An 18,883-nucleotide genomic window follows, 5' to 3' on the forward strand; every position below is an offset into this window, starting at 1 on the left:
CTAACCTATGGCGCGTCAGCGGCCCGCCCTGGCGGGGCCCGCAGCCGCGGTCCGGGTGCCGTGTCCGAGATTCCGGCACGAGACGCGGGAGCACAATAGCTGTTAGGGCGGTCGCGGACGGTGACCGGGAGAGGTCGTCACGTGATCCGTACCGGACGCGTCGGTGGGTCCTTCCGGCGCAGCCGCCCTCGATCATTTTCCGGTTCGGGAAGGCGGCCATGACAACGAGCGTCGCGGGTGTGTGGAGCCATCGCAACGCGCTACGGCTGCTGGTTCGCCGGGACCTGGCGGTCAAGTACCAGCAGTCGTTCCTCGGCTATTTCTGGTCGTTGCTCGAGCCGCTCGCCATGGGGGCCATCTACTGGTTCGTCTTCGGTGTGCTCTACGGCACCAGCAACCACGCCGGCCCGGCGAAGGACTCGTACCCGCTGTTCCTGGTGACCGGCATCTTCGCCTGGATGTGGACGAACTCCGCGATCAGCGAGGCCACCAGTGCGCTGACCGGCCAGGCCCGGTTGATCACCACAATGAAGGTGCCCCGCGAGGTCTTCCCGATCGGGCGGGTGATCGGCCGGTTCGCCGAGTACGTCGCCGGCCTGCCGGTACTGGTCGTGCTCGCCGCGTACTTCGGTGAACTGCACTTCGGCTGGGAACTTCTGTCGCTGCCGCTGGCGGTGCTGTTGCAGACCATCCTGCTCACCGGCGTCGCGCTGCTGCTGTCGTCGCTGAACGTGCTGCTGCGGGACGTGGACCGGCTGATGCGGCTGTTCACCCGGCTGCTCTTCTACGGGACCCCGATCATCTACCCGTTGCAGCTCGTCCAGGAGTCCGGCATGCCGGGCTGGGTGAAGACGATCTACGAGCTGAACCCGCTGGTCGGCATCTTCGAGCTGTTCCGCGCCATCTGGTACCCGTCGGAATTCCCCGACGCCGGACTGCTCGCCACCTCGGTGGTCGGCAGCCTGGTGCTGTTCTTCGGCGGCTGGTGGGTCTTCCGCCGGCTCGAGCCCGCCGTGCTCAAGGAGCTGTAGTGAGCAAGCCGATCATCGAGGCGCACAACCTCGGCATCCAGTTCGTCCGCGGCCGGCGGCGTCAGCTGCGCCTGCGGGAGATGTTCATCCACCGGGGCGGGCGGCAGCCGAAGGCGAACGAGTTCTGGCCGCTGCGCAACGTGTCGTTCGAGGTACAGGCGGGTGACGCGGTCGGCGTCATCGGCAAGAACGGCACCGGCAAGAGCACCCTGCTCCGGCTGATCGCCGGGGTGCTGATCCAGGACGAGGGCACGATCGCCGTACGCGGTGAGGTGGCGCCCCTGCTGGAGCTCTCCGCCGGGTTCTCCAACGACCTCACCGGCCGGGAGAACGTGCACCTGGTCGGGTCCCTGCACGGGCTCAGCTCGCAGTACCTGAAGACCCACTTCGACGACATCGTCTCGTTCGCCGGTGATCAGGTGGAGAAGGCGATCGACACCCCGGTACGGCACTACTCGTCCGGTATGAAGGTCCGGCTGGGGTTCTCGGTCATCTCCCACCTGCAACACCCGATCCTGCTGATGGACGAGGTGATGGCGGTCGGCGACACCGAGTTCCGGAAGAAGTGCTACACCACCATCGAGCGGATGCTCGGTGAGGGGCGTTCGCTGGTGCTGGTCTCGCACAACGAGAGCGACCTGACCCGGTTCTGCAACCGGGGGCTCTACTTCAACGCCGGCAAGCTGGAGATCGACGGCACTGTCCGCGAGGCGCTCGACGCGTACAACAACGTGGTCCGGACGTGACGCTGGCCGTCATCCTCACCCGTTCCGCGTACCCCGGTCAGGCCCAGCCGGTCGACGGCGTACCGCCGGTCGACCGGCTGCGCGACCAGTTGGGCCGGGCCGGTGCCCGGCAGGTCGTGGTCACCGCCGACCCGACCGAGGTCGCCACGCTGGCCGAACACGCCACCGAGCCGGTCCTGCTCTGCGCGGACGACCTGGTCGCGCACGCCGCGGTCCTGCGCCACCTCAACACCAGCCCGGTCGGCCCGACCGTGGCGCTGGTGCTGACCGATCCCGCCGCGACCGGTCAGGCGGTGCTCCGGGAGGAACGCGGCCAGGTGGTCGCCGCCGGCCTCGACGCCGGCCGGTTCACCGACGCGACCGGCACCTTCGGCGGGGCGGTCCGGGTCGGGGTCGAGGACCTTCCGGCCCTCGCCGCCGCCGCCCGGCAGGCCGGCCCGGGATCCGCGCCGGACCGGGTGTTCACGGCCCTGACCGGCACCGACGCCACGATCTTCACCCATCGGGTACGCCTGCTCGTCGCCCACCGCGCCACCGACGCCGAGAGCATCAACGAGGCCGTGTCGGCCATCGGCTCGGTCGACGAGGACAAGGCCGAGCTGCGGTTGTCGGTCAAGGAGAAGGACGACTTCTTCACCACGTACTTCGTCAGCACCTGGTCGCCGTACGTCACGAAGTTGTCCGCCCGGGTCGGGCTCGGCCCGACCGGGGTGACCGCGCTGTCGGTGCTGTTCGCCCTGGCCGCCGCCGCCCTGTTCGGGTACGGCGCCCGGTGGGCGGCGGTGCTCGGCGCGATCCTGCTCTACCTCGGCTTCGTCCTCGACTGCGTGGACGGGCAACTGGCCAGGTACACCCGGCAGTTCAGCCCCTGGGGTGGTTGGCTGGACACGATGGCCGACCGGGCGAAGGAGTACGTCGTCTACGCCGGTCTGGCGGTCGGTGTCGACCGGGCCGGACTCGGCAACGGCTGGACGCTGGCGATCGCCGCGCTGACCCTCCAGACGGCCAGGCACATGACCGACACCTGGTACGGCGCCCTGCACGACGAGGCCGCCCGCCGCCCGAATCCGTCCGGGGCGTCCGGTGGAGGGCTCGGTGGCCGGCTCAGCCAGGCATCGAACCGGGTGCAGGCCGACACGGGTTCGCTGTCGTACTGGCTCAAGCGGACCGTTGTTTTCCCGATCGGTGAGCGGTGGGCGCTGATCGCGCTGACCGTGGCCCTGTTCAACCCGCTGGTGAGCCTGGTCGCGGTCCTGGTCTGGGGCGGGCTGGCGGCGGCGTACACGTTGGCGCTGCGTACGGTGCGGGCCCGGTCGATGCGGGTCTCGGTGCTGGGTCGGGTCGACACCGCGCTCTACCGCGACGACGGTCCGATCGCCGGCTGGCTCGGCACCCTCGGCCGCCGGCTGCCCGGCTGGGCCGGACCGCTGCCGCTCGGTGTGCTGGCGGTCGCCGCCAGCGCGACCCTGCTGGGGCTGGCGCTGGCCGGACTGGGTGACACCGGGGTACGCGTCGCGGTGGCCGCGACCGGGTTGGTGGCCGTACTCGCCGCCGGGCTGCCGGCCGGCAGGTCGCACAACCGGCCGCTGGACTGGCTGGTGCCGGCAGCCCTCCGGGCCGCCGAGTACCTGTTTGTCATCGCCATCGACGTGGCTGCCGGCGTTCCCGGTCCGGTGACCTTCGCACTGCTTTTTGTGCTGGCGTTGCACCACTACGACCTGACCGCCCGGCTGGAGAAACGGGGCGCGGCGCCCGAGTTGCGGCAGTACGGCCTGGGCTGGGACGGGCGGCTGTTGCTGCTGGTGGCGGTGGTGCTGGCGGGAGTCGCCGCCGCGGGTGAAGCGACGCTGGCCGGGTACCTCTTCGTGATCCTGACCCTGGGCGCGGTCAGCGGGTGGATGCTGCCGGCCGCACCGGCCCGCCGTACGCCCGGTGCCGGGCACGGTGTCGACGGCCGGGCCGCCATGGCGGCCGGGGAGGAGCGGAACCGATGACCCTGATCAGCTTTGTCGTGCCGGCCTACAAGGTCGAGGGCTACCTGCGGGAATGCCTCGACTCGATTCTCGGGCAGCCGTTCACCGACATCGAGGTGATCGGGGTCGACGACCGCTCCCCGGACAGCAGCGGTGAGATCTTCGCCGAGTACGCCGCCCGCGATCCCCGGCTGACCGTGGTGTCGCTGCCGGAGAACGTCGGCCTGGGCGAGGCGCGCAACATCGGCCTCGACCGCGCCACCGGCGAGTACGTCTGGTTCGTCGACAGCGACGACTGGCTCGCCCCCGACTGCCTGCCGACGGTGGCCCGGCGACTGCGGGAAACCTCCCCGGAGCTGTTGATCGTCGACCACGTCCGGTCGTACTGGGACAACGCGGTCCTCGGCAGCGCGATGCGGGAAGTGTTCCCGACCTCGCCCGGTCCGACCACGTTCAGCCTGCGCCAACGGCCGGAACTCATCGGTCTGCTGCACACCGCCTGGAACAAGCTGGTCCGGCGGGACTTCCTGGTCGACCTCGGGCTCCGGTTCGGCCCCGGCTGGTACGAGGACGTGTCGTTCACGTACCCGCTGGTGCTGGCGGCGGAGCGGATCAGCGTGCTCGACCTGGTCTGCGTGAACTACCGGCAGCGCCGGTCCGGCGCGATCACCCGTACCCAGGGGGACCGGCACTTCGAGGTCTTCCCGCACTGGCAGCGGGTGTTCGAGCTGGTGGACGAGTGGTCACCCCGGGTCGACGACCTGCGCCCGGTGCTCTTCCGGCGGATGATCTGGCACTACCTGACCATCCTCGGCAACGGGGACCGGATCGGGCCGAAGTTGCGGCCGGCGTTCTTCGCCCGGATGCACGCCGACTACCGGCGGTGGCTGCCGCCGGGCGGTTACCCGGTGCCGGGTGGCGCCGAGGGGCTCAAGCACCGGCTGGTGGGCGAGGGCAAGTGGCGTACGTTCAGCGCCCTGCGTACCGCGCACCTGGTCCGGGGCCGGTTGCGCGACGGCGTCGGCGCGGCCCGACGCGCGGTGGTGCCCCCGGCCCGGCGGTCCGCCCGGCTCGGCCGGGACGCGGTCCTGCGCGGCTACTACCAGGCCCAGTTGCGGCTCCCGATCGACCGGTCGCTGGCCCTGTACGCCGCCTACTGGTACCGCGGTTACGCCTGCAACCCGGCGGCGATCCACGCCAAGGCCGCCGAGCTGGCTCCGCACATCCGGGGCGTTTTTGTGGTCCGCCGCGACCGGGTGTCGAGCCTCCCGCCCGGCGTGGAGTACGTGGTCGCCGGCACGCCCGCCTACTACCGGGCGCTGGCGCGGGCGAAGTGGCTGATCAACAACGTCAACTTCCCCGACTTCGTGGTGAAGCGGCCCGGCTCGGTGCACATCCAGACCCACCACGGCACCCCGGTCAAGGTGATGGGGCTGGACCAGCAGCGGTACCCGACCGGTGCGGTCGGGATGGAGTTCCCGAAGCTGCTGCGCCGGATCGACCGGTGGGACTTCAGCATCAGCTCGAACACCTTCTCCACCCAGATGTGGGACCGGGCCTACCCGGCGAACTACGTCGCGTTGAACACCGGCTACCCGCGCAACGACCGGCTCGCGAACGCCACCGCCGACGAGGTCGCCGCGATCCGGTCCGATCTCGGGTTCGCCCCCGAGGACCTGGTGGTGCTCTACGCGCCGACCCACCGGGAGCACCTGCCCGGTTACCGGCCGCCGTTCGACCCGACCGAGTTCGTCGAGGCGCTCGGCCCGCACGGTCGGCTGCTGATGCGCAGCCACTACTTCCACGACCGGGACGTGGCCGCCGAGGTCAGCGCCTCCGGCCGGGTACGCGACGTCAGCGCCCACCCGTCCGTCGAGGACCTCTACCTCGCCGCGGACGTCCTGGTCACGGACTATTCGTCGGCGATGTTCGACTACGGCACCCTGGACCGGCCGATCGTCATCTACGCCCCGGACTGGGACGCGTACCGGCTCGCCCGAGGGGTCTACTTCGACGTCACCGCCGAACCGCCGGGTGCGGTCGCGACGAGCTTCCCGGACCTGCTGGACCTGTTCCGCGCCGGTGCGGTCGACAACGACGCCGCGGCGAAGTCCCGCGCCCACTTCCGGGTCCGCTTCTGCGTGCTCGACGACGGCCGGGCCGCGGAGCGGGTGGTACGCCGTACGCTGCTCGGCGAGCCCGGCTGACACGGGTGCCTGGGAGGCCGGCTTTGGGCGCGTTGATCACCGTCGTCGTACCGATCTACAACGTACGTAGTTACCTGGTCGAGTGTCTCGACTCGATCGCCGGTCAGACGTACCCGGATCTGGACGTGGTCCTGGTCGACGACGGGTCCACCGACGACAGTGGCGAGATCGCCGAGCGGTACACCGCCACCGACAACCGGTTCCGGCTGATCCGACAGGAGAACCGGGGACTGGGTGCCGCCCGGAACACCGGGGTGGAGGCCGCCGCCGGTGACTACCTGACCTTCGTGGACAGCGACGACCTGCTGCCGCCGTACGCGCTGGAGTTGCTGGTCGGGGCGCTGGAGCAGACCGGGTCCGACTTCGCCTCCGGCAACGTCGCCCTGCTCACCTCGCGCGGGCTGCGGCAGTCGCCGCTGCACCGGGGCACCCATCGGGTCACCGCCCTGCGGACCAGCCTGAAGGCGCAGCGGAACCTGGTCTACGACCGGCTGGCCTGCAACAAGGTGTTCCGCCGCTCGTTCTGGGACAAGCACGGGCTCCGGTTCCCGGAGGGGGTGCGCTACGAGGACATCCCGCTGACCGTGCCCGCGTACGCGTTGGCCGGGTCGGTGGACGTGCTCGACCTGCCGGTCTACTACTGGCGCCAACGTGAGCCGGGCGCCGAGTTGTCGATCACCCAACGGCAGCACGAGGTGCGCAACCTGGTCGACCGGTTCGCCGCCGTGGACAGCGCCAGCCGGTCGCTCGCCGCCCTCGACCGCAAGCTCAAGGACTGGTACGACGAGACCACGCTCGTCAACGACCTGCGGATCTTCCTGGATCTGCTGCCGGACGTCGACCAGGCGTACCGGGAGCGTTTCCGCGACCTGGCCACCGACTACCTGAGCCGGGTCGACGAGCGGGTGCTCGACCGGCTGGTGGCGCGGCTGCGGGTGGCCTGGCACCTGGCCCGCGCACGGGCCCTGCCGGAGGTGGTCGAGGTGGTGGCGGCCAGCCGGCTCGACGCCACCCCGCCGGTGGTACGCCGGGGCGGCGGGCGTTACCTCCGGTTGCCGCTGCTCGACGCCGGTCACCCGGCCGCACCCCGTCGACTGTTCCAGCTCGGCCCGGGGGTGCGGACCGAGGTGCACGAGGCGCGCTGGGTCGACGGGCGGCTGCACGTACGCGGCCTGGCCTACGACGTGGCCCGTGGGGCGGCCCAACCGTGGGCCTCGGCTCGGGTGTTCTGGCTGCGTGAGGCGACCGGTCGGCGCCGGATCCTGCGCCTGCCGAGCCGTCCCCGTCGGGTGGCCGAGGCGCCCAGTTCGGTGCCGTACGGCTGGTCCGGGTTCTCCGCCGTGGTCGACCCGCGCCGGTTGACGGGGCGGGACGGGTGGCGGGCCGGCGAGTGGGTCTTCAACGTGGCGTTGGTCAATCCCGGTGGACCGCAGCGGCGCACCCTCGGCCTCGGCGACGCCCGGCCGGCGCTGCCCGCCCGCTGGGTCGCCGACGGGGTACGGGTGGTTCCGTACCCGCACCGCGCCGGGTTGCGGCTGCGGGTGGAACGGCCGCAGGCGTGGGTCACCGGCACCCGGATCGACGGCAACACCCTGCTGGTCGAGGGGCGGGCGCTGAGCCGTCCGGCGGGGGCGACGCTGCGGCTGGCCCGTACCGCAGGGGTGCTCTGGCGTTCGTACCCGGTGGAGCCGGCCGACGGCGGTTCGGTCGAGGCGGCGTCGGTTGGAGTCGGTGCCGGGGCGGGGCCGTGCGGGGTGGGGTGGACGGCACGGATTCCGGTTGCTGAGCTGGTGACCGCCGCCGGGTTGGCGCACTGGTCACCCCTGGTCGGCGAGGTGGGCGCCGGGTGGCGGGTGGCCTACGCCGACCCGGACGGCGGGGCGTGGGAACTGCCGGTGGCCGCCGGCTTCACCGGTGCCCGGCAGACCGTCGGCGAGGTGGAGGTGCTCGCCCGCCCGACCGACGACGAGATCCTGGCGGTGCGGGTGCTGCCGCCGGGTCCGGTGGTGCATGCCGCCGAACTGGCCGACGGCATGCTGTCGTTCCTCGGTGAGCTGCCCGGCGGTCAGCACGACTGGGGTGACCTGCGGATCGTGCTGCGCCAGCGCACCGGCGCGGACCCGAACGAGGTCCTCCCGCCCGATCTCGAACTGCCGGCCGAGGTCTCCGCCGGCTGGCGGGTACGGATCCCGGTCGCCGGTGCGACCGCCCTCCCGGACGGCGACTGGCTCCTGCTCTACCGGCAGGGAGCCGACGCACCCCCCGTCGACCTCCCCTTCGACGTCGCCGCCCGCCGCTCCCTCCCCCGCGACGTCGCGGTCGCGGGCCGCCGCCTCGAACTCCTCCCCGACCGAGAACGAGAAGCAATCCGCCTCACCCCCCTCACCTAGCCCCCACCCCTCCCCACCCCCCGCCCCTATGAACGCGACGATCTTGCAGTTGTGGTGGTGCACAAATGCGACTACTCGCGCATCTTGGGCGCCACAACTGCAAGATCGTCGGCAGGGTGGGGCTGGGGGTTAGTTCGACGGTGGGGTGGGGCGGGTTACGCGGCGGCGGACTTTGCGGGCTACGCCGATGGCGGCCTGGCGGGCGACGAAGCGGGTGGCGTTGGCCAGGGAGCGTACGCCGCCGACGGGGATGGTCTCGGTGTCGCTGTACGACCGGCGGGCGCGCTTGCCGGACGGCTGGACCAACCGGGGTCGGGGCGAGGTCAGACCGGCGGGGGAGAGCAGGGCGAGGTTGACCACCCCGAACTCGTCACCGCTGACCCAGCGCTCGCCGGCCACCTCCGCCACCACCTTGTCGAGCTGCTCGCCCGGTCGGCGTACGCGCTGGGCGCGACTCAGGGCGGAGGTACGCCACAGGGCCAGCGCCTCGGCCGGCGATGTCGCCCCGGTGGGCAGCAACCGGACCAGGCCGGCCTGCCACTCGTCGGCCTCCGCCACCATCCGCCGTACGGTGTTGACGTCCACCCCGAGGTGCGGCGGGACGTTCAGCAGGAACGGGGACGGGAAGACGGTCTCCGGCGCCTGGCGTACGAGTTCGACCCGGGACTCGGACCGGTAGGTGACCTGGAGCAGCCGCCGGTCGAGCAGCGGATCGGCGAGTACGGACCGACGGTTGTCGTCGATCGCGTCCCAGTCCGCCACCAGCTTGACCCGCAGGTCGGTCTGGTCCCCGGCGAGGAGCCGGTCGACGCAGGCGCGTACCAGTTCGAACGACCCCTCGGCCTGGACCACGGCGGTGATCAGCGGGACCGCCCAGGACCGGTTCGCGGCCGGTCGCAGGTAGCGCGGGTGGGGCATCAGTTCGGCCAGGTACGGGTGGTTGTAGCGGCGCAGCGCGTCGCCCTTGGTCATCATGTGGGTGGCACCCATGTGCCAGCTCCCGGCCCGTGGCTCGGGGATGAGAACGGCGCCGAGCTGGGTCAGCCGGTAGCCGAACTCGGTGTCCTCGCCCAGCCGCAGTTCGGTGTTGAGGCCACCGGCGGCGAGGTAGAGGGTGCGGGTGAGCGCGGCGGTCGCGCCGACGTGGGCCCGGAAGTTGAGGTGGTCACCGCCCCGGAGCTGGTCGGTGTCGTTGATCAGCTTCTCGACGTAGTCGTGCGGCTCGGTGTCCTGGATCCGGTAGAGCTTGTCGAGGGTCCCGGCCACGGCCCGCTCGGAGACCTCCTCCGGCGTCGGGAAGTCGCTCGCCACGAACCTCTTGTAACCGAGAGTGACCGCCTCTTCGGATACGTGGTGCCAGCGGACCTGGGCCTCGACGTGCTCCGGGAAGACGACCATGTCGGCGTCGAGCCAGTGCAGGATCTCGCCTTCGCTGTTGATCGCACCGACGTGCAGGGCGTTGGATCGGCCCCAACCGGTGGAGTGGTCCGGGACCCGGACGATCCGGCAGTTGGTCGGGCGGATCTTCGGCAGTTCGATCGGTGGTTCACTGCCGTCGTCGGCGACGACCACCTCGAGCAGGTGGTCCGGGTACGTCTGGTGGCTCAGCGAGGCCAGGGTGAGATTCAGCGACTCCTGGCAGTTGTACGCGGGGATAACGACCGAGACCGACCTCGTCGGCTGCCACTCGCCTATTTCGCCTGGCTTGAGCGGGCTCCAATCGTTGCGGACCAACTTGACCTGATGTGGGTGCACATCCGATGGGACACGATTCCGGCTCGACACGAACCACAGTCTAACGATGTGCAACCGCCGTACCGGGCGGTGCTCGCCGGTCGGAGCCGCCCGTCCACCGGTTCGAGAGCGCCCCGCCGACCCGAACGTAACCGGCCCGGAGCACCCCGTGCACATCGGATGAGCTGCCGAACCGGTTCGCCTACGGGCTTGCGGGCAACTCGGCGCGTACGCTTTTGACGGGCTATCGTGGGATCTTCGGGGTTGTCAGTACGGCTGTGGCGGCGTCTGTCCGGCGTCACAGGCTGTCGGCGGCGAGCCCGCCCTCGGCCGCCACCAGACGCAGAGAGGGACCGGGTTTGTCGAGCAAGGACACGCCGGAGATGTACAGCCACTGGCGGCTGGTGATCGGTGACCGGCGAGGTCTGCGCCGTCGGCGCTGGCCGGTCGCGATGATGGGCTCCGGACTGACCGAGGTGCCCGGCAGGTCCGGCGGCCGTCCGGCGCCGGGACCCGGTGACCAGGTCGGCCGGGTGGCGATCGCGGCCGAGTCCGTCGACTGGCTGCGGCACCTGCTCGACCACCCCTTCTCACTGGTTCACGTACGCCGGGTCACCGTTGTGGTCGACTCCTGGCGGATCCCGCAGGGCGGCTGGTCCGGCCGGCTCGGCGCGATCCGGCACGTACTCGCGCACCGGACCCGGTTCCCGCGTACCGGTGAGGGTCGGGCGATGGTCGACATCGAGGTGCGCTGGTCGACCCCGCTACGCTCCGTACTCGCCGCGGTCATCCCGCTGTTCACCCCGGTCCGGGCGTTGCCGCAGCCGGCGAGCGCCGACGTGACCGCCCAGGACGTACTGCCGGCCTGGCTCGGCGGGGGACAGAACACCGCCGTGGTCTCCGGGGCGCTGCCGGAGAACAACGACATCCGGGCCCATGACCTGGTGCTGACCGCCAGTGGTGAGCCCCGGCCGCTGGAGCAGCCGGCCGTCACCGAGACCAGCGTCGTCGAGGTGGTCGACTCCGCGGTGGCCGCACCCACCCCGGCCGACCTGTACGCGACCACCCTCGCCGCCAACCCGTACGGTGCCGGCGCCGCCTCCCGGCCGGCGACGGTCCTGGTCGACCTCGAACGTTCGGTGGTGCAACACCGCTACGGCCCGTTCGGCCGGTCCGCCGGCCGGGCCGAGTTGACCTTCACCGACGCCGAGGACGGTTGGGGTTACCGGCTCACCGGCCCGGACGGTCCGCTCTGCGAGGGCCGGATCGACCGGCCGTGGTTCGGCGAGGAGGCGCTCGCGGCGCTGGTCTCGACCGGGGTGGTGCACTGCGCCCGGGTTCCGGCCCGGCATCCGGTCGCCGAGGCCGCGTTCCTGGTGCACCTGGTCCTGGCCGGGCTGCTGGTGCACGTACCAGGGCTGCCGGACGAGGTCGGGGTGCACCTGGCCGACGAGGTACGCGACGCGCTGCGTGAGGACCTGCCCGCCCGCAGCGACGACGACCTGGAGTGGGAGGTACGCGCGGTCGCGCTGCGCCGGTCGGCGATGCGGCTGCACGCCAGCGGGTTCACGTTGCCCCGGCTGGCCGCCACCACGTTCCCGAGCCTGACGGCGGTCCCGTCGGTGAGCGCGTTGCTGGTGACGAAGCGTCTCCAGCACGTGATCGAGGCGGTCAACGCGATCGAGAACCAGACGTACCCGAATCTGGAGATCGTGCTCTGCCTGCACGGCGTCGAGCTGCCGGCGGAGTTGCGCGCCCGGGTGGCCCGCAATTCCCGGCCGATCGAGATCATGACGCTGCCGCCGGAGCACGGTTTCGGTGAGGCGATCGGTGCCGCCACCGCCCGCGCCCGGGGCAGCCTGGTGACGAAGTTCGACGACGACGACACGTACGGCCCGGAACACGTCTGGGATCTGGTGCTGGCCCGGCACTATTCGGGCGCGACCCTGGTCGGCAAGGGTGCGGAGTTCGTCTACCTGCAGACCCTGGACACCACCGTCCGCCGGGACGTCGGCCTCGCCGAGGAGTACATCTCGGTGGTCGCCGGCGGCACGATGCTGATCAGCCGGGGCGACCTGGAGCAGGTCGGCGGCTGGCGTCCGGTGCCGCGCTCGATCGACCGGGGACTGCTCGACCGGGTACGCCGTTCCGGTGGCCTGATCTACCGGACCCACCCGCTCGGTTACGTCTACCAGCGCCGCTCGGACGGCCACACCTGGGATCCGGGTCTGGAATATTTCCTGCGCGGCGCCGGGATGCAGTGGTCCGGCCTGCCCCGGCACCGGGAGTTCGGGACCGAGTCCAGCCTCACCGGGCTGACCGGGCTGGGGGTCGACCAGGACACCGAACCGTGGGTGACACACCGGCGCTGACCAGCGTCTATGCGTACCGGTCGGTGTGGCCGGGTCGCCACGCGCGGGACCCAACGGCCGGGCCGGCGGGGTCCGCGTACGGGCTAGCAGAGTCCTTTTGCGAGCGAGTTACCGCGTCGTCACAGTATGAGCATGGAACGTTTACCCGATGGGCGTGGGCGATGATCCTCGTCACAGTCATCTCGGGGGCCGGCTCGATGCTGCGGGGAGGTGACGGTGACAACCGTCGCGCTCAAAGACGTGACCAAGGTGTTCGCGGACGGAACGGTCGCGGTCGACAGCGTGAATCTCGACGTCAACGACGGCGAGTTCATGGTGCTGCTCGGACCGTCGGGCTGCGGCAAGTCCACCGTGCTGCGGATGGTCGCCGGGCTGGAGGAGCCGAGCAGCGGTGCGATCCTGCTCGACGGCGAACTCGCCAACGACCTGCCGCCCCGCGACCGCCGGATCGCCATGGTCTTCCAGGACTTCGCGCTCTATCCACACATGACAGTCGGCGACAACATCGCGTTCCCGCTGCGGCTGTCCGGGGTCGAGCCGACGCCGAGGGCCGAACGGGTCAACGACGTGGCCAGCGCACTGGGCATCGGTGACGTACTCGCCCGCAAGCCGAGCCAGCTCTCCGGCGGGCAGCGGCAGCGGGTGGCGATGGGGCGGGCGATCGTACGCCGACCCGGCCTGTTCCTGATGGACGAGCCGCTGTCCAACCTCGACAGCGGTCTCCGGGCCGAGCTGCGGGCGGAGATCTCCGGCCTGGTCCGCGAACTCGGCGTCAGCACCATCTACGTCACCCACGACCAGGCCGAGGCGCTGACCATGGCCGACCGGGTCGCGATCATGCGCAAGGGCGTGCTCCAGGACGTCGGTACGCCGACCCAGGTCTACGGCCGCCCCGCCACCCTCTACGTCGCCGCCTTCCTCGGCAGCCCGAGGATGAACCTGCTGGAGGCGTCGGTCTACGTCCACCTCGACCGGTACGTGACCCTCAACCTCGGGGAGCAGTCGCTCTACCTGCCGTGGGACGACATCCGGTCGCGGGCGGTGGCGCACTACCACGGTGAGCGGATCGTGGTCGGGATGCGGGCCGAGGCGCTGACCCCGGTCGCGGCGGACGCCCCCGGTGACGTGCTCCAGGGCCGGATCCGCTACCTGGAGCACCACGGGCACGAGTCGCTCGCCTTCCTGGACATCGGCGCCACCGCCATCGTCGTAGACGAACTCGGTGGGCCGACGCGGGAGCAGGCCGCCAGCGGCAGCCGGCTGCGCCGGTTCGGCCACGCCGTGCAGCGGCTCACCGGTCGGGCCGCCGTGCCGAACCAGCCCGGCGTCGAGCGGGAGACGGTCGGCCCCGGTGCGCGTACCAGCGTGCTCAACGATCCGGGCCGGCACCATCGCCGTCCGGCGGAGCTGGCCGTCCGGCTGGCGCCGTACCCGGCGGTCGCGGCCGGACATCCACTGGCCATTTCGGTACGCATGGACGCGCTGCACTTTTTCGACGAACGCGGCGACCGGATCGATGTGGGGTGGCGGTAACGCGCCCCCACCACTTAGCGTCAATGGGCTGAGTTTCGCTTTCCACCACCGAAAGGGATCATCCGTGGCAACTGACGGCTCCGGCCTGCTCGTCATCGAGCGCATTCTCCGGGATCGGCACGGCATCTGGCAGCAGGTGGTCGAGGAGCGGGACCTGAACGCGTTGACCGGCAAGATGCTGGCCGCGTCGGCGATTGCCCTCGCCTGTTACGGCGCCGTGCTCGGCGCCTTCCACAGTTTCCTGATGGCGCTCACCTCGGCGGTGAAACTGCCACTGCTGTTCCTGATCACGCTGGCGATCTGTCTGCCGACGCTGTATCTGTTCAATCTGGTCTTCGGCGCCCGCCTCTCCGTACGCCAGGCGGTGGCGATGGTGATGGTCGCGATCACGGTCACCTCGATGTTGGCGGTGGCGTTCGCGCCGATCAGCCTCTTCTTCCTGATCACCGCACCGGACTACGGATTCTTCAAACTGCTCAACGTGGCGATCCTGACCCTCTCCGCCTTTGTCGGGCTGAAATTCCTGACCGGCGGCATGCAGGTCCTCAACGAGCACGGCCTGCTCGCTCCCGCCCAGCCACAGCCGCAGGCCCAGCCGGCGCAGGTGCCGCAGCAGGCGCAGGTTCCGGTCGCTCCCGCCGAGGTGCCCGCCGTTCCGGCGCCGGTCACGGTCGGTGCGGCGAACGGTGACGGGGGAGCGCCGCTCGCCGCGCCCGTACCGGTGACCGCCGCGCCCGTACCGGTCGCCGCGGCACCCGCCGCCCCGGCCCAGGGTGCCCCGGCGCAGGTGGCGACCCAGCCGGCCTGGCCGTTGTACCAGCTTCCGCCCGGATACCGGCAGCAGCCCGGTGCCCGGGTGGCGCCGGCCGGTACCGGTCAGCGGCCGGCGAGCATGACCCTGCTCTACATCTGGATCCTGCTGTTCGGCTTCGTCGGCACCCAGCTCGCCTGGACCCTCCGGCCGTTCTTCGGCAGCCCCGGGCAGGACTTCGCGTTCTTCCGCAGCATCGACGGCAACTTCTACGCCGAGATCCTCCGGACCATCGCCAACCTCTGACCGTCGCCCGCCCCGTTCCGCCCCGACCCGGCGACCTGCCCGGTCGGGGCGGGGCGATGCAGCAACAGGTTTCCGTTGGGTATTGCCGAGGTAAATTACTGGCGAGTAGCCTCCGGCTCATGACCATCGACTCACGTCAGATCGCGGCCGGCATGCTCGACGCGGTGCCGTTCGTCCGTACCCTCGGGTTCGAATTCGTGGAGATCGCCCCCGACGGCGCCGAAGGCGTCCGGGTCGGGGTCCGGTTGCCGGACAGGCCCGCCACCCACAACCACGTCGGCGGCCCGCACGCCGGGGCGCTGTTCACCCTCGGGGAAACCGCCTCCGGAGCGGTGGTGCTCGCCGCCTTCGGGACGATGCTCGACCGGGCGGTGCCGCTGGCCGTCACCGCGAACATCGCCTACCGGAAGCTGGCCCTCGGCCCGGTACGGGCAACCGCCCGGCTCGGACGACCCGTGGCCGAGGTGACTGCCGAGTTCGACGCCGGCACCCGTCCCGAGTTCCCCGTGCTGGTCGAGATCGGCACCGAGGACGGCGAGGTGACCGCCGAGATGACCGTGGTCTGGACGCTGCGCCGCCGCTGACCTCGTACGAGGTGGGAAACACCATCGAGGAAAGACGTTTATCCGACCGGTTCCCCCGGATAAGTTGAGAGCGTGCTGGGTCTACCCGCTCATGTGACCGCGTGCCTCTTCGACCTCGACGGAGTGCTGACCCAGACTGCCCGGGTCCACAACTCCGCCTGGGCCGAGACGTTCGACGCCTTCCTGCGTCAGTGGGCCGACGCCCACGGGCAACCGTTCGTGGCGTACGACCCGGGGCCGGACTACAACCGGTACGTCGACGGGCGCCCCCGAGCCGACGGCGTACGGACCTTCCTCGCCTCCCGTGGCATCGAACTGCCGGAGGGGAAACCCGACGACCCGCCCGAGGCGAACACGGTCAACGGCGTCGGCAACCGGAAGAACGAGATCCTGCTCCGCCGGATCCACACCGACGGCGTCCAGGTGTACGACGGATCGGTCGCGTACCTGCACGCCGCCGCCCGCGCCGGGCTGCGCCGGGCGGTCGTGTCGGCCAGCGCGAACTGCCGGGACGTGGTGGCCTCCGCGGGACTCGAGGACCTGCTGGAGGTACGGGTCGACGGGGTGGTGGCCGCCCAGCGGGGGTTGCGCGGCAAACCGCACCCGGACACCTTCCTGGCCGCCGCCGAGCAGCTCGGCGTCAAGCCCGACCAGGCCGCCGTCTTCGAGGACGCGCTGTCCGGGGTCGAGGCGGGCCGGGCCGGTGGCTTCGGCTATGTGGTCGGGGTCGACCGGGTCGGGCAGGCCACGGCGCTGCGCGAGCACGGTGCCAGCACCGTCGTCACCGACCTGGCCGAACTGCTGACCCGCGAGGATGCCGCATGATCCGGGAACGGGCCTATCCGGTCGAGCCCTGGCACGTCCGGGAGACCCGCCTCGACGTCGACGTGCTTGCCCAGTCGGAGTCGGTGTTCGCCCTCGCCAACGGTCACATCGGACTGCGCGGCAACCTGGACGAGGGCGAGCCGCACGGGCTGCCCGGCACCTATCTCAACTCGTTCTTCGAACTCCGGCCGCTGCCGTACGCCGAGGCGGGTTACGGCTTCCCCGAGTCCGGGCAGACCATCGTCAACGTCACCAACGGCAAGCTGATCCGGCTGCTCGTCGACGACGAACCCTTCGACGTCCGGTACGGCGAGCTGTTCGACCACGAACGGGTCCTCGACCTGCGGGCCGGGACCCTGCACCGGGAGGTGCTCTGGCGTTCCCCGGCCGGCAAGCGGGTACGGATCCGCAGCACCCGACTGGTCTCCTTCACCCAGCGCTCGGTCGCGGCCATCCGGTACGAGGTGGAGCCGGTCGACGAGCCGCTGCGGCTGATCGTGCAGTCGGAACTGGTCGCCAACGAGGTCCTGCCGGCGCAGAGCAAGGATCCCCGGGTCGCGGCGGTGCTGGAGTCGCCGCTGCAGTCCGAGGAGCACCTGGCCCTGGAGGACGGGGGTCTGCTGGTTCACACCACCAGGGCCAGCGGGCTCCGGCTGGCCGCGGCGATGGGCCACGAACTGGAGGCACCGGCCCGGACCACGCTGAGCACCGAAACCTTCGACGACTGGGCCCGGACCACCATCACCTGCGTACTCCAGCCGGGTGAGCGGATCCGGTTGGACAAGTACGTCGCGTACGGGTGGTCCAGCGAACGGTCCCGACCCGCCCTGCGCGACCAGGTCGGCGCCGCCCTGGCCGGGGCACGTTTCTCCGGCTGGGAGGGGCTCTGCGCAGAGCAGCGCGACTACCTGGACACCTTCTGGGACACCTCCGACGTACGGGTCGAGGGCGATCCGGAGGTGCAGCAGGCGGTCCGGTTCGGCCTGTTCCACGTACTCCAGGCCGGTGCGCGGGCCGAGTTGCGACCGATCGCGGCCAAGGGGCTGACCGGTCCGGGGTACGACGGGCACGTCTTCTGGGACACCGAGACGTTCGTGCTGCCGGTGCTGACGTACACCCTGCCGTCGGCGGTGGCGTCCGGGCTCCGGTGGCGGCACTCCACCCTCCCGATGGCCCAGGAACGGGCCCGGACCCTCGGGCTGAACGGGGCCGCGTTCCCGTGGCGGACCATCCGGGGCCAGGAATGTTCGGCGTACTGGCCGGCCGGCACGGCCGCGTTCCACATCGCGGCGGACATCGCCGACGCCGTACGCCGCTACGTGCAGGCCACCGGCGACCAGGACTTCGAGCGCGAGATCGGGCTGGAGTTGCTGGTCGAGACGGCCAGACTGTGGCGTTCGCTCGGGCACCACGACCGGGCCGGCAAGTTCCACCTGGACGGGATGACCGGCCCGGACGAGTACACCGCGGTGAAGAGCGACAACGTCTACACCAACCTGATGGCGCAGCGGAACCTGCTCTCCGCCGCCGACGCCGTGTCGAGGCACAGCGACCACGCCTGGCGGTTGGGCGTGGACGACGAGGAGACCGCCGCCTGGCGGGACGCGGCGAACGCCATGCACATCCCGTACGACGAGGAGTTGGGCGTACACCAGCAGGTGGAGGGCTTCACCCGGCTCCAGGAGTGGGACTTCGCGGGCACCCCGCCGGAGAAGTACCCGCTGCTGCTGAACTACCCGTACTTCGACCTGTACCGCAAGCAGGTGGTGAAGCAGTCCGACCTGGTGCTCGCCATGCACTGGCGCGGGGACGCGTTCACCCCGGAGGAGAAGTCCCGCAACTTCGCCTACTACGAGCGGCGTACGGTCCGCGACTCGTCGTTGTCGGCCTGCACCCAGGCGGTGCTCGCGGCCGAGGTGGGGCATCTCGAACTGGCCCACGACTACCTGGGCGAGGCCGCCCTGATGGACCTGCACGACCTGAACCAGAACACCCGTGACGGGGTGCACGTCGCCTCACTGGCCGGGGCGTGGATCGCGCTGGTCGCCGGGTTCGGCGGGATGCGCGACCACGGGGACACCCTCTTTTTCGCGCCCCGGCTACCGAACCGGATCGATCGGCTGGAGTTCTCGCTGGTCTGGCACGGGCACCGGCTCCGGGTCGACGTACGCGAACGCGAGACGACGTACTCCCTGCGCGACGGCGACAGCAGCGGCGGGGTGGTGGAGCTGTTCCACCACGGGGAGAAGGTCCGGGTCACCTCCGGCGAACCGGTGACCAAACCGGTGCCGGAAGCGCGCCCCGCGGGTCCCGCACCGAAGCAGCCGCCCGGCCGCGCCCCGGCCCGCAGGGCTTCGGTGGCCGAGATCGCCGGTCCGACCGTCAAGTCCGAGGTGGAGCCCCAACGCCCCCGCGCCCAGAAGTAGGTCTG

General features: G+C 71.0%; 12 protein-coding genes. 11 read left to right on the forward strand and 1 reads right to left on the reverse strand.

The annotated features are described in order from the left end of the window. Positions 1 to 218: 218 nt before the first annotated feature. From ACWEFB_RS12190 to ACWEFB_RS12210, 5 genes are read left to right on the forward strand one after another with little or no spacing between them, the layout of a single operon-like run. On the forward strand, positions 219 to 1,031 hold the full coding sequence (locus ACWEFB_RS12190) for an ABC transporter permease (RefSeq protein WP_326561291.1): 813 nt from the start codon (positions 219 to 221) through the stop codon (positions 1,029 to 1,031). Next, positions 1,031 to 1,777, forward strand: a complete 747-nt coding sequence (locus tag ACWEFB_RS12195; protein ID WP_326561290.1) for an ABC transporter ATP-binding protein — start codon at positions 1,031 to 1,033, stop codon at positions 1,775 to 1,777. Before ACWEFB_RS12190 ends, ACWEFB_RS12195 begins: the two co-directional genes overlap by 1 nt. Continuing rightward, positions 1,774 to 3,771 (forward strand): DUF5941 domain-containing protein, encoded by a 1,998-nt coding sequence (locus ACWEFB_RS12200; protein WP_452284832.1) that lies wholly within the window; start codon positions 1,774 to 1,776, stop codon positions 3,769 to 3,771. The genes ACWEFB_RS12195 and ACWEFB_RS12200 overlap by 4 nt, the downstream gene beginning before the upstream one ends. Beyond that, positions 3,768 to 5,957 (forward strand): bifunctional glycosyltransferase/CDP-glycerol:glycerophosphate glycerophosphotransferase, encoded by a 2,190-nt coding sequence (locus ACWEFB_RS12205; RefSeq protein ID WP_452284834.1) that lies wholly within the window; start codon positions 3,768 to 3,770, stop codon positions 5,955 to 5,957. Before ACWEFB_RS12200 ends, ACWEFB_RS12205 begins: the two co-directional genes overlap by 4 nt. A gap of 23 nt (positions 5,958 to 5,980) precedes the next feature. Continuing rightward, on the forward strand, positions 5,981 to 8,347 hold the full coding sequence (locus ACWEFB_RS12210; RefSeq protein WP_452284836.1) for a glycosyltransferase: 2,367 nt from the start codon (positions 5,981 to 5,983) through the stop codon (positions 8,345 to 8,347). Between the two features lie 129 nt (positions 8,348 to 8,476). Here ACWEFB_RS12210 and ACWEFB_RS12215 read toward each other — a convergent pair whose 3' ends face one another. Next, on the reverse strand, positions 8,477 to 10,081 hold the full coding sequence (locus tag ACWEFB_RS12215; RefSeq protein ID WP_452284838.1) for a glycosyltransferase: 1,605 nt from the start codon (positions 10,079 to 10,081) through the stop codon (positions 8,477 to 8,479). 359 nt (positions 10,082 to 10,440) lie between these two features. On the opposite strand from ACWEFB_RS12215, the gene ACWEFB_RS12220 reads away from it, so the two are divergent. The 6 genes from ACWEFB_RS12220 (at position 10,441) to ACWEFB_RS12245 (ending at position 18,878) form a co-directional block, all read left to right on the forward strand. Next, positions 10,441 to 12,453: a glycosyltransferase gene (locus ACWEFB_RS12220; protein ID WP_452284840.1), complete on the forward strand. Its 2,013-nt coding sequence runs from the start codon at positions 10,441 to 10,443 to the stop codon at positions 12,451 to 12,453. Positions 12,454 to 12,669: 216 nt separating this feature from the next. Continuing rightward, positions 12,670 to 13,986: an ABC transporter ATP-binding protein gene (locus tag ACWEFB_RS12225; protein WP_452284842.1), complete on the forward strand. Its 1,317-nt coding sequence runs from the start codon at positions 12,670 to 12,672 to the stop codon at positions 13,984 to 13,986. A 64-nt stretch (positions 13,987 to 14,050) separates the two neighbouring features. After that, positions 14,051 to 15,043, forward strand: a complete 993-nt coding sequence (locus ACWEFB_RS12230; protein ID WP_452284844.1) for a hypothetical protein — start codon at positions 14,051 to 14,053, stop codon at positions 15,041 to 15,043. Between the two features lie 119 nt (positions 15,044 to 15,162). Beyond that, entirely contained in the window at positions 15,163 to 15,627 is a 465-nt protein-coding gene (locus ACWEFB_RS12235; protein WP_452284846.1) for a DUF4442 domain-containing protein, read from the forward strand. Positions 15,628 to 15,699: 72 nt separating this feature from the next. After that, complete coding sequence (locus tag ACWEFB_RS12240) at positions 15,700 to 16,452, forward strand: HAD family hydrolase (protein WP_452284848.1); 753 nt, start codon at positions 15,700 to 15,702, stop codon at positions 16,450 to 16,452. Further along, a complete protein-coding gene (locus ACWEFB_RS12245; protein WP_452284850.1) occupies positions 16,449 to 18,878 on the forward strand; it encodes a glycoside hydrolase family 65 protein in 2,430 nt (809 codons plus the stop codon). Before ACWEFB_RS12240 ends, ACWEFB_RS12245 begins: the two co-directional genes overlap by 4 nt. Positions 18,879 to 18,883 lie beyond the last annotated feature (5 nt).

The sequence above is a fragment of the Micromonospora sp. NPDC004704 genome, from assembly GCF_053601675.1.